This is a genomic window from Luteimonas sp. 3794, from assembly GCF_031456825.1.
Taxonomy (GTDB): Bacteria; Pseudomonadota; Gammaproteobacteria; order Xanthomonadales; family Xanthomonadaceae; genus Luteimonas.
In genome coordinates this window covers 109,233-121,502 of the sequence record NZ_JAVDVJ010000003.1, presented here as the reverse complement: position 1 = coordinate 121,502, position 12,270 = coordinate 109,233, and the positions used below count along the sequence as shown (strand labels likewise).

7 protein-coding genes are annotated in these 12,270 nt (G+C 68.4%); all 7 read right to left on the bottom strand.

The features are described 5' to 3' along the window. Positions 1–14: 14 nt before the first annotated feature. A complete protein-coding gene (locus tag J2X52_RS06685) occupies positions 15–482 on the bottom strand; it encodes a chemotaxis protein CheW (protein ID WP_310150568.1) in 468 nt (155 codons plus the stop codon). Next, positions 479–2,017 (bottom strand): chemotaxis protein CheB, encoded by a 1,539-nt coding sequence (locus tag J2X52_RS06680; protein WP_310150565.1) that lies wholly within the window; start codon positions 2,015–2,017, stop codon positions 479–481. The genes J2X52_RS06685 and J2X52_RS06680 overlap by 4 nt, the downstream gene beginning before the upstream one ends. Continuing rightward, positions 2,010–8,720, bottom strand: coding sequence for an Hpt domain-containing protein (locus J2X52_RS06675; protein WP_310150563.1), 6,711 nt, complete (start codon positions 8,718–8,720; stop codon positions 2,010–2,012). The genes J2X52_RS06680 and J2X52_RS06675 overlap by 8 nt, the downstream gene beginning before the upstream one ends. A gap of 73 nt (positions 8,721–8,793) precedes the next feature. Next, positions 8,794–10,815 carry a methyl-accepting chemotaxis protein gene (locus tag J2X52_RS06670; protein WP_310150559.1) on the bottom strand — a complete coding sequence of 674 codons (2,022 nt, stop codon included), beginning with the start codon at positions 10,813–10,815 and terminating at the stop codon, positions 8,794–8,796. A gap of 40 nt (positions 10,816–10,855) precedes the next feature. Further along, complete coding sequence (locus J2X52_RS06665; RefSeq protein ID WP_310151198.1) at positions 10,856–11,386, bottom strand: chemotaxis protein CheW; 531 nt, start codon at positions 11,384–11,386, stop codon at positions 10,856–10,858. 29 nt (positions 11,387–11,415) lie between these two features. Beyond that, positions 11,416–11,781, bottom strand: a complete 366-nt coding sequence (locus tag J2X52_RS06660) for a response regulator (protein WP_310150556.1) — start codon at positions 11,779–11,781, stop codon at positions 11,416–11,418. A gap of 17 nt (positions 11,782–11,798) precedes the next feature. Further along, positions 11,799–12,203 (bottom strand): twitching motility response regulator PilG, encoded by a 405-nt coding sequence (pilG, locus tag J2X52_RS06655; protein WP_310150553.1) that lies wholly within the window; start codon positions 12,201–12,203, stop codon positions 11,799–11,801. Positions 12,204–12,270 lie beyond the last annotated feature (67 nt).

The window sequence follows — 12,270 nt, the reverse complement described above, 5'->3', positions numbered from 1 at the left end:
GCGCCGGCGGCAGTTCAGGCGGCCAGCGCCTCGCGCACCGACTGTTCGATCAGGTCGATGTCGGGGATCAGCGCAATGTCGTCGTTGAGGCGTACGCGGGCGCGCACTGCGAACGGCAGCGCATCGCCTTCGCCGTCGGACTCGTCGAGCAGGTGTGCTTCGGAAATCGTCACCAGTCGCGGGAATCCCTCGGCCAGCAGCGCGAAGAACGGCAGACGCGCATCACCGCCGAGCGTCTTGAGCACGACCACCTTGCTGGCCAGCTCGGCGCGTTCGTCGCCCTGCTTCGACAGCATCGGAAACGCGACCAGCGGCAGACGCCAGCCACGCCAGCGCAGGCGGCCCAGCAGCCAGTCGGGCGCGTTGGCCATCGCTTCGGGCGGCGAATACGAAAGCACTTCGGAAATCGTCGCATTGGGCAGCAGCAGCTGCGTGGTACCGGCGCGGATCAGCACGCCGCGGATTTCTTGATGTGCGCTCACAGCGACAACTCTCCGGAATCGAAACGTCGCGCGCTGGGCATCCAGCGCGTGATCAACCAGTCGGCGATGTCGGTCGGGCTCCCCGAGGGACCGCCGCGCTGCGCCACTGCACGCGCCGCGGCCGAGTCGTAGCAGCCTTCCTCGCTCTGGCCGCCGACCAGCGCGCCCTGCCATGCGGGCCCCATCGCCACGTCGACCAGCGCAGGATCGGCGCCGCTGAGAAACAGCAACGCGCTGTCATCGGCCGGCACGGCATCGGCCAGCGCGGCGATGTCGGCGGTCTCTGCGAAGTGCAGTGCACCCTTGACTGCGACCGGCAACAGATCCGGCGGCAAGAAATAGATCTCACCGGGCGAGATCGTCATGCCCGCCTCGGCGAGCTGCACCGGCATCGCGGCCGCGCGTTCCATCTGCCGCACGAGCCGGTCGTAACGCCCACCGTCGAGCTGCAAGCGCACCAGCACCGGGCGCGGAAAACCTTCCGGCAAGGCGCCAAGCAACTGTCGCACCGCGTCGGGTCCGCCGAGACCGCCGGCGATCAGCACCACGCCCTTGATCGGACCGTGGCCATAGCTGTCGGTATCGGTGAGGCTCAAGCCGGAGATGCGCGACTCGAGCTCGGACAGATCGCGCGCCAGCGTCTTGGCCGGCGTGGCGGCTGGGCGCGCGTCATCGTCGACAGGCGCCGCGGAACGGAACGAGGGCAACGCGTCGCCATCGAGCAATGTCAGGGGTTCGGGCGTTGGTTCCAGGGACGCTTCGGGCGTCTGATCGACGCGCGTCTCGACACCCGCCTCTGCTTCGACAACGCTCGCAGCAGCACTTTCTGACGCTGTCGTCGGCGCTTGTGCAGGCGCATCCGACCACGCCGCCAGATTCTCGCTGAGATCACGCACCTCGCCCGGCGGCGCGGCTGGCGGGGTGTAGCTGGTTTCGTCGTAATCGGCCAGCTCGAAATCGAAACTGAATTCCACGTCAGGCTGCTGCACGCTCGGCGGCGCATCGAATTCGGCCGCGACCGGATCGAACGCTAGATGCGTCACGTCGTCGGATGTCGATTCAGTGACGGGGGGCGCCTCGATATCCAGCGTTCCCGATGCATCCGAAGATACAAACAAAGCCGCGTCGGTGTGCGCATCGAACTCCAATGTCAGCGGCGCGTCATCCACCGGCGCATCGCTGGCCGTCGAAGGCGGCAGCACGTCGCCGACGCCGCGCAGCTTGGCCGCCAGATGTCGGACCCAACGGGCGGCGTCCCAGCCGGTGCGTTGCAGCACCAGCGCGGCTTCCTCGAAAATCACGGTGCGGCCGGGCGCAGCGAAGGCAGGCTCGAAGGGCTCGAGCGCGTCCTCGTCGGCAGGATCGAGCACCACCAGCAACACCGCGGGCGCCAGTGTCTCGAGCGCGTCGGGCGTGTGCTGCGACGGATCGAGGGTCGCGACCAGCTCCGCGCCCGCTTCGGTCAGCGCTTCGACGACGCGGTCGCAGGCTGTGCCCGCACGCGCCAGCACGACGGTCCGGATCGCATCAGTCATCGTCGCGCTCCAGCTTCAGCAGCTCGTAGACGTGGCGCAGCAACTCGGGTTCCTGATAGGGCTTGCCGAGATAGCGGTCGACGCCGATCTCGAACGCGCGCTGGCGATGCTTCTCGCCGGTACGCGAGGTGATCATCATGATGTGCACATCGCGCAGGCGCGGATCGGCCTTCATGTGCGTCGCCAGTTCGTAGCCGTCCATGCGTGGCATTTCGATGTCGAGCAGCATCAGATCGGGCACGCGCTCATCCATGCGCTCGAGTGCATCGAGGCCGTCCTTCGCGGTCACGACCTCGAAGTTGTGACGCTCCAGCACCCGTCCGGTGACCTTGCGCATCGTCACCGAATCGTCGACCACCATCACCAGCGGTACCGCGCGACGCTCGATCGCCGGTTCCGCCGCCTGCACCGGCGCGTCTGGCTGCGCGGGCTGCGTGAGGTAGCGGCGCACCAGCGGTGCGATGTCGAGGATCACGACCACGCGGCCATCGCCCATGATGGTCGCGCCGAAGATGCCCGGGATCGAGGTGATCTGCGGACCGACCGGCTTCACCACGATTTCCTTGTTGCCGACGATCTCATCGACCGCCACTGCCGCGCGCAGGTCGCCGGCGCGGATCAGCAGCAAGGGCATCTGCAGCTGGCCCTCGGCGCGTGCGGGCGGTTGCCCCACCAGCCGGCCCAGGTCGTGCAGCGCGTAGTCCTCGCCACCGTAACGGTAGATGGCACCGGGCGTGGCTTCATTGCGTGCGACGCGTCCGACACCGCGCACCGAAGCGATCGGCACCGCGAAGCTGGTCTCGCCGATCCGCACGAACGCAGCCTGGGTGACGGCCAGGGTCTGCGGCAGGCGCAGGGTGAAGGTGGTGCCGGCCCCCTGGCGCGAGTGGATGTCGAACGTGCCGCCGAGCTGGCGCACTTCACCGGCGACGATGTCCATGCCGACGCCGCGGCCGGCAAGCCGGCTGACTTCGGTGGCGGTCGAGAAGCCCGGTTGCAGGATCAGCGCATCCAGATCGATGTCTGCGATGTCGGCGTTCGGCTGCAGCAGGCCGCGTTCCTCGGCACGGCGGCGGATCGCGGCGCGGTCGAGACCGGCGCCGTCGTCGCTCACTTCCAGCACCACTTCCGAGCCTTCGCGGCGGACTGCGATGCGGATGCTGCCCTCGACGGCCTTGCCGGCGCTGCGACGCGCCTCGGGCGCCTCCAGACCGTGCGCGACTGCATTGCGCAGCATGTGCTCCAGCGGCGAGACCATGCGTTCAAGCACGTTGCGGTCCAGCTCGCCCTGCGTGCCTTCGAGACGCAGCTGCACCTGCTTGCCGGTGTCCTGGGCGGCCTGGCGGACCACGCGGCGCAGGCGTGGCACCAGACCGTCGAACGGCACCATGCGCGTGCGCATCAGGCCTTCCTGCAAGTCCGAGCTCACCCGCGACTGCTGGGTCAGCAAGGTCTCGTACTGACGGGTCTGGTCGTCGAGCATCTGCTGCAGGCTGCCGAAGTCCGACGCGGTCTCGCTGAGCGCACGCGACAGCTGCTGCAGCGTCGAGAACCGGTCGAGCTCCAGCGGATCGAACGTGGTGTCGGAGACCTCACCCTCGCGCTGGTAGCGCGCGACGATCTGCGCCTCGGTCTCGATGTCGAGACGACGCAGCTGGTCGCGCAGACGTGTATTGGTCTGCGCGAGCTCGTTCATCGCGCCGCGGAACGCGCCGAGCTGCTGCTCCAGGCGCGCACGGTAGATCGCCACCTCGCCCGCGTAGGTGACCAGCTTGTCGAGCAGGTCGGCGCGGATGCGCACCTGCTCCTGGGAACCACGCAGCGCGGTGTCCTCATCGTCCGCCGCATCGCTGTCGAGCGGGAGCGGCGCCGACAGCGGTGCCAGTTCGAGTTTAGGCCCGTCACGTCCGGCCACTGGCGATTCGGCAGGTGTGTCGCCCGTGCGCTTGCCACTGAACGCATCGACCAGCGCCTGCGACGGGCCGATCGCGCGCCGGTCGCCGGCGCGGGTCACCATCGTGTGCAGACGGTCGAAGCCGCGTTCGAGCAGCACCACATCGCCACGGCGCAGCGTGCGCTGGCGCTCGGCCACCGCTTCGAGCAGCGTCTCCATGGCATGGCCCAGCTCACCAATTTCCATCAGGCCCGCCATGCGCGCGCCGCCCTTGAGCGTATGCAGGTCACGCTGCAGACCGGCGACCGCGTCGCGGTTGTCCGGTGCATCCCGCAGCTGCGCCAGCAGACCGTCGGCGTGGTCGAGCAGGTCGATACCTTCCTCGACGAAGATGTCGATCAGTTCAGGATCGAGACCTTCAAGCGACAGCGGCGCATCCGGATCATCCTCGCTGGCAGGCAGGTCGTGCGCCTGCCCGGAACCGGACGGATCCTCGAAAGCTTCAGCTTCGATTTCAGCCTCGGCCTGTGCTTCGGCGGAGATGCCGGTACCGTCCGCGGGCTCCACTTCAGTGTCGAACCGTTCCGCCGAGGCAGCGGTTGCGTCGAGGCTCTCGCGCTCGGCATCGTGCGCCGCGACGTCCTCGCCGTGTTCCGGCAGCGTCAACGTGTCGTCGATAGCGTCGGCGTCTGGTTGCAGTGCTGCATCGCCGGCGTCGGCTGGCGCGCCAGCCGCGTCCACGGGCGGTTCCACATCGACCGAGTCGGTCGCCTCGGTTGAAACCGGTGCGTCTGCGGCCACGTCGATCGGCTCGATCGCATCCGCTGCGGCGATGTCTTGGCTCGATTCGACATCGACATCGACATCGGGAGCGTGACCGGAATCGATTGTCGGCGCATCGCTCCCGTGTGTACCCACATCGTCCGCGCCGATCGCGGCTGCGGCATCCCGATGACGACGCGCCGCTTCATCCTGCTCGAAGCGGTTGCGTTCGGCGGCCAGCACGCTGGCGTCGATATGGGCCTGACCCCGCAAGATCTCGAACGCTTCGGTCGCGACGCGTGCGGCCTCGGCCTGACGCGCCGCGTCCCCGAGTGCGGGGGTGGGCGGCTCCGGCTCTGCCGACGAGGCATCCGACACGGCGGCATGTCCGCTCGCCGGAAGATCGTGGACCAGCTGCTCTGCGGCCAGGCGTTCGGCTTCCGCACTTTCAAACGCCAGTCGCGCGCGGGCCGCCTGCTCGGCACCATCCTGCGCAGCCAACTCAGCGGCGAGCCGCTCCTCTTCCAGCCGTTCGGCTTCGAGACGCTCGGCTTCCTGACGCGCGCGTTCCGCGAGTTCGGCGTCTTCCAGCGCGCGACGTTCGGCGTCCAGGCGCACCTGCTCGAGGCGCGCGGTTTCCAGACGCGCGTCTTCGATCCGGGCGGCTTCAGCCTGTTCGGCCTGCGCCTGCGCCTGCGCTAGGCGCTCGGCGTCGACACGCGCCTGCTCCAGACGCACGTTCTCGAGCCGCTCCGCTTCGAGCCGGGCGCGTTCGGCCTGGTGTTCGGCCTCCATCTGCACCAGGCGCTCGGCCTCGAGACGTTCCTGCTCCAGTCGGGCGTTCTCGATACGTTCTGCCTCGAGGCGCGCCTGCTCGAGCCGGGCGTTCTCGACACGCTCGGCCTCGAGGCGTTCGACTTCAGCCTGCTGTTCGGCCTCCAGCCGTGCCTGCTCAAGACCTGCAGTCTCGGGATGTCCGGCGTCGAGACGATCGGCATCGAAATCTTCGTGTTCCGCGAGCCCGTCATCCGCGTGCGCAGCCAGCCCGGCCGCGTCGCCATCATCGTCGTGCAGCTGCGCCCGGTCCGCCTGCGCATCGTCGCCGAGTGCGATCGAGGTCGAATCGGACAGATCGTCAAGCGCGTCGATGTCGTCGGGCAAATCGAACTCGAACCGCTCGATCGGCGCTTCGGGCAGCCGGTCGCGCAAGGCGCCCACCTCGGCGGCAAGTCCGGTCAGCACCGCGATGCGCGGTTCGGGTTCGTGCAGCTGTCGCAGCGCTTCGCGCGCGGCAACGCAGACCGCGTCGAGCACTGGCGCGACGTCGGGCTCGGGCACCGTGCCGGCCGCCACGAGCCGGCGGGCATATTCTTCCGCGGGTCCGAGCAGCAGGCCGATCGCCGGCACCTCGGCCATGGCGAATGCGCCGTGCATGGTATGCAGCGCACGCACCAGCCGCTCGCCATCGGCGGGTACGCCCGCGTCGATCGCACCGAGCCAGTCGCCCACGGCCTGCAGATGCCCCTGGACCTCGTTGTCGAGGATTTCCAGCAGCAGCGCATCCACGGACGCCGGCACGGTTTCAAGTTCGTCGGACGCGGTCGCAAGCGCCGCCTCGGTGGCAGGCTCGAGCGCGTCCTCACCCGATGCGGCCACGGCACGCGGGTCTTCCACGATGGACGCTGCCGTCGCGATGCCACTCCCCTCGGGCGCAACCGGGTCGGATGCCGGCGCCGGCCGACGCGCCGGCATCGCATCGTCGCCGGCCGCGATGCGCGCCGCGTCGGCCTGCATCGCTTCCAGGTCGGTGCGCAGCGTGGCTTCGCCGCGCAGCACCGCCTGCAGTCCGGGGAGCGCATAGAACGCCTGGTCGACCATCTCGACCACCGCGGGCGTCGCGGAGCGGCCATCGATCACCCGGTTGAGCAGCGTCTCGATGGACCAGCTGAACTCACCGAGCGCCTTGGCACCCACCAGGCGGCCGCTGCCCTTGAGCGTATGGAACACGCGGCGGATCGGGCGCACCAGTTCGATGTTGTCCGGCTGCGCGCGCCACGACGGCAACAGGGCGTCGAGGTTCTCGATCTCGCCGGCGAATTCCTCCAGGAACACTTCCCGGATCTCGTCGTCGATCTCGTCGCCGACGTCCTCGAATCCGCCGACGGCATCGCGTACTGGTGGCGTGTGCGGCGTGGGCGCTGCATCCGCGACAGCTGCGGGCGCCGCGGACGCACGGTCGGCCACGGGGGCTGGCGGCTGCCAGACATCGATGCCGCGCGCGAGCTGGGCGAGATCGAATCCTGCCGCCCCGCTGGCATCGCTATCGAACGGATTCGGTTTCGCGGTGTCGACCACCGCGCTCGCGGCAGGCAGCGGCCAGTAGCCCAACGCCTCCAGCGCGCTGCGCGCGATGTCCAGGATGTCGGCGCGATTGGGACGCTGCTCGCGCAACGCCTCGAGGTAATACTCCAGGCTCGCCAGTGCATCGGCGAAGGTGTCGAGCTGGCGCCCATTGGGGACGCGTTGGCGCGCGAGCAACTCGCGCTCCACATACAGACGTACGCCGGCCAGATAGCTGGCGGCCTGCGGGAGCTCCAGTATCGACAGCGCACCGCCCACTTCGGCCAGTAGGCGCGGCACTTCCTGCAGCTCGGCGTGATCCCAACTGGTCTCGACGAACGCGACCAGCGCCTGACGCGCATCGGAGAAATTGGCGATGGCCTCGCGCATCAGCACCGTCATCGACTGTTGCGCCTCGACGGCGAGCGTGTCGTCGCTGCCGTCAGTCACCTCCGAGCCGAGGCGCGAGACCTGGTCGTCGAGTGTCGCATCGACATAGAGCAGCGCACCGGCCACGTCGAGCAAGGTGTCTTCGCTGGCCGGCGTGGTGCCGCCGACGATGCTGCGCATCGTGTCGCGCTGCTGCTGCACGACGGTACGCGCCGCGCCCAGCCCCAGCATGCCGAGCGTGTCGGCAACGCCGGCCAGCACCTCGACCTGCGGTTGCAGGCCGGCGATGTCGTTGGAGCCGGTGCGCAGGTGCAGGTCGAGCGCATCCTTGACCCGCAGCAGGTCTTCCTTGACCGCGGCTGCCACCGTGTCGAGGAGCGCGCGGTTGCGACCACCGAGACTGCCGCGTGCGTGTTCGAGTTCGGCCTCGCTCGGCAGATGTGCCTGCAGGTCGAAAGCCTCGCGCAGCGCGTCGAGCGCGGGATGCGCGGCGTCGTTGTGGGCGACGTGATAGAGCAGCTGACGCGTGGGCTCCTGCGCGCCGTCGGCCAGGGTGGCATCGAGCCGCGGCGCCTGTGCGTACTGGCGCACTTCACGTTCAACGCCGGCAAACACCTGGCGCAGCGCGGAATGGGTGGCCGGCGCGAACGCGCCATCGGCCAGCGCTTCGGCAACGCGCACGGCCACCCACAGCATGCGCCGCTGGGTGTCCGAGCCGGCCTGGGCGGACAGTGCCGAGAGTCCGGCGACCAGGGCGCCGGTATCGTCGGGGCTGCCGGTCGCAGGCCAGGCCTGCAGGGCGACGCGAAGCTGTCGCAAGGCGGCGTCCGGCGCAATGCCGGCATCCTCGACCGGCGCGGTCTCGGGCAATGCGCGCGCCAGATCGGGGGCGAACAGGATGCTCTCGCTCAGCCCGGTCTCGCCACGCGCCGCGCGCAGTTCGTTGAGCAGCGGCAACAGGACGATCGGGATGTCGCGATGCCCGCCTTGCAGGCGCTCGAGGTAGTCGGGCAGCAACAGCATGCCGCGCAGCAATGCAGCCGAGGCGATGTCACGGTCGGCGGTCGCATCATCGCGCAGCGCATCGGTCAGCCGCTCCATTTCCTCGACGACCATCGCGGGTGCGTAGAGCTCGACCATCCGCAGCGTGCCCTGCGCCTGGTGCAGATAGCCGGCGCACAGCCGCATCCGGCCCGGATCGTCAGGCGCTTCGACGAAGCTCTCCAGTTCGATGCGTGCCTGGCGCAGCACTTCGTCCAGCTCGGGCTTGATCCAGCCGAGCATGGTGTGGTCGATGGCATCGCGCAGCCCGCTCATGCGGCCACTCCGCGCAGGACGCCGCACGCGTACGCGCGAATGAAGCAGACGGTCATGAAATCCGTTCCGTGGCTCAGGCCGGCAGCTTGAAGTCGGCGACCGAACGACGCAGGTCCGAGGCCAGCTGCGCGAGATTGCCGATCGACGCCGCGGTCTGGTTCGCGCCCTGCGAGGTCTGCTTGGTGATCGACTGGATGGTGAGCATCGCCGTGGTGATGTTGGTCGCGGCCGACGACTGCTGATGCGCCGCCGAGGAGATGCCCTGGATGAGGTCGGCGAGATTGGTCGAGACGCTTTCGATCTCGCCAAGCGCCGTGCCGGCGTCCTCGGCCAGGCGCGCACCGGCGACCACCTCGGATGTCGTCTGCTCCATCGAGGTCACCGCCTCGTTGGTGTCGGACTGGATCGTCTGCACCAGCGTTTCGATACGGCGCGTGGCATTGGTGGCGCGTTCCGCGAGGCGCTGCACTTCGTCGGCCACGACCGCGAAGCCGCGACCGGCTTCACCCGCGGACGCCGCCTGGATCGCGGCGTTGAGCGCGAGGATGTTGGTCTGCTCGGAGATGTCGTTGATCAGCTCGACGATCGAGCCGATCTCCTGCGAGCTTTCGCCCAGGCGCTTGATGCGCTTGGAAGTTTCCTGGATCTGGTCGCGGATCGAGTCCATGCCGGCGATCGTCTCGCGCACCACGCCCGCGCCCTTGGTCGCGATCTGCACCGAGCGCTGCGCCACGTCGGCCGATTCGGCCGAGTTCTTCGAGACCTGATCGATGCTGACCGCGATCTCGCTGATCCGGTCCGATGCGGAATTGATTTCCTGTTCCTGATGCTCGGCCGCCTCGGCCAGATGCATCGCGGTGGCTTGGGTTTCCTGCGCGCTGGAGGCGACCTGCACCGAGGTGTCGTTGATCGTCTGCACGAGGCTGCGCAGCTGCTCGATCGCGAAGTTGATCGAGTCGGCGATCGCGCCGGTCATGTCCTCGGTGACGGTTGCCTTGACCGTCAGATCGCCTTCGGCGAGCGAACCCATTTCATCCAGCAGGCGCATGATCGCCTCCTGGTTGCGGTTGTTGAGCTCCATCGTGGTCTCGTAGCGCTCGCGCTGCGCGCGGTTGAGCGACACGAGCAGACCGGCGATGGCGATCAGTGCGACCAGGCCGGACACAATGCTGATCCAGATGTTGCCCAGGATGCTGCGGTCGGTCAGCGAGCCGAATGCGGTGAAGGCATTGAACAACGCCTCGCTGTCGGTCAGCAGCTGGTCGGACCCCGACACCAGCGCACCGGCGGCCGCCTGGGCCTGGAACAGCTGTTCGCTGCTGCCGAGGATGGCTTCGAGTTCGGCACGCATCTGCGTCCAGGTTTCGTCGGCGCGGGTCAGCGCGGCCAGCGCGTTGCCGTTGGTCAATGCCTGCAGTTCACGCGAGGGATCACCCTCACGCAGGCCGGTCATGACCTGCTGGAAGTCTTCCGCATTGCGACGCAGGCCCTGGCCCGCGATCGCCGCGCCGGCGCCGCCGGCCTGCACCTCGGTCACGCGGCGCGCCATGTCGCCAGCGATCACCACCTGGCGCAGCGCCATGTAGACCTGCGAGGACGGCGAGCCGCTGCTCGACATCGCACGCACCAGTTCGTCGAGCAGGGCCTGCAGCTGCGGCACGCCCTGGCTGAAGCGCTGGGCCTGACCGGCGAACGCGGTCACCGCGGCCTCGCTGTCGGCCAGTCGCTGCGCGCTCGCGGCGAGCGGCGTCCAGGTCTCGGTGACCTTGGCCACCGGCCCGGCCACGCCGGTCGTGTCGCCGAAGCCCGCATTGAGCTGCTGGATGTCCCCGTCGATCTGCGCGCGCGTGGCATTGAAGGTCGCGAACGCCGCTGCGTTGCCGCGTACCGCATCGCTGCCCTGGTTGGCCAGACGCTGGCTGTCCACACGCAGGTTCGAGGCCGCGGTACTGGCGCCGCCCAGGCGCGAGGCCTTCCACGTGCCGTAGCCGGTATTGAGCACCAGGATGGTGCCGGCGACGATCAGCATCACGACCCAGAAGTTGGTGCCGAAGGTGCGACGTTTGACGGTGAGGGTGTCGGCGGCTGTGCTCATGCGGGCTGTCCGTTTCTGATGCGGTGTGCGACGGCGGCCATCAGGCCGCGGCGTGTCTGAATTCCGGGGTGCGACCGAGACGTTCGAAACTGAAGACGCCCCAGGTCGCATTGGCATGCGCGTACGCGCGGTCGACGAAATGGCCGTAGCGGCCTTCTGCGATACGTTCGGCCGACACCTCGTCTTCCTCGAGGAAGCTGCGCTGGCCGAACAGTTCGTCGATCGTCAGTGCGACGTCGCCGCCGGTCTGGCGCACGATCAGCACGCGCTGGCTCTCCTGCAGCACGGTGCGCTCGCCTTCGAGGAACTGCTTGAGATCGACGATCGGCAGCAGGCTGCCGCGGATGTTGGCGACCCCGAGCACCCAGGGCTGCGCGCCGGGCACCGCGGTCACCGGCGGCATCGGCAGGATCTCGACGACCTCGTCGAACGAGGACGCGAGCATGCGCCGACCGATCCGATAGCCGACTCCGCGCCACAGGCCGGGCGCATCGAGCTCGTCGGGCAGGCCGACGCTGTGCGCCAGACTGCGACGCTCATACTCGGCCAGGATGGCGAACGCGCCCGCCACGGGCGCGTCGGGAGATTGCGGGGAGGACATCAGCCCGCCAGAACCGCGTTGACCTGACTGATCAGCGCGTCCTCGGTCGGCGGCTTGACGATATAGCCCTTCGCCCCCTGGCGCAGGCCCCACATCTTGTCCGTCTCCATGCCCTTGGTGCTGATGATGATGACGGGGATGCCGGCAGTGTCGGCGTCCTTGGCCAGCGCACGCGTGGCGTGGAAGCCACTCATGCCCGGCAACACCACATCCATCAGCACGAGGTCGGGCCGCTCACGCTTGCACGTGACGATGCCGTCCTCTGCATTGCCCGATGCGGTCACCTGATGCCCATGGCGTTCCAGCCACTGGGTCAGCACCGCGGTATCGGTCGGCGAATCCTCGATCAACAGGATATGTGCCATGCCCTGCTCTCCCCTGATCAGGCGTTGACGTGCGTACGGATCGCGTCGAGGAGTTCCTCGCGCGTGAATGGTTTGGTGACGTAGCGCTCCGAGCCGACGATGCGGCCACGCGCCTTGTCGAACAGGCCGTCCTTGGACGACAACATGATCACCGGCGTATTGCGGAACACCTGGTTGTTCTTGATCAGCGCGCAGGTCTGATAGCCGTCGAGCCGCGGCATCATGATGTCGACGAAGATGATCTGCGGTTTCTGGTCGGCGATCTTGGCGAGCGCCTCGAATCCATCGACGGCAGTGACGACCTCGGCCCCTTCGCGACGCAGCAGCGTCTCGGCGGTACGGCGGATGGTCTTCGAGTCGTCGATCACCATCACCCGCAGCCCGTCAAGGCTGCCGGCGGACGGCTTGTCGTCACTGGTCATGCAATCTCCCCTGGTGCGCGGCGCGGGAGTTCGCGCGCCGGTGCAGGACGGAGTTATACCTCGGCGC

Bases quoted from the DNA above. Each gene is read 5' to 3' on its own strand.
- J2X52_RS06660 (WP_310150556.1), bottom strand. From the start codon at position 11,781: ATGGCACATATCCTGTTGATCGAGGATTCGCCGACCGATACCGCGGTG.
- J2X52_RS06670 (WP_310150559.1), bottom strand. From the start codon at position 10,815: ATGAGCACAGCCGCCGACACCCTCACCGTCAAACGTCGCACCTTCGGC.
- J2X52_RS06680 (WP_310150565.1), bottom strand. From the start codon at position 2,017: ATGACTGATGCGATCCGGACCGTCGTGCTGGCGCGTGCGGGCACAGCC.
- J2X52_RS06675 (WP_310150563.1), bottom strand. From the start codon at position 8,720: ATGAGCGGGCTGCGCGATGCCATCGACCACACCATGCTCGGCTGGATC.
- pilG (WP_310150553.1), bottom strand. From the start codon at position 12,203: ATGACCAGTGACGACAAGCCGTCCGCCGGCAGCCTTGACGGGCTGCGG.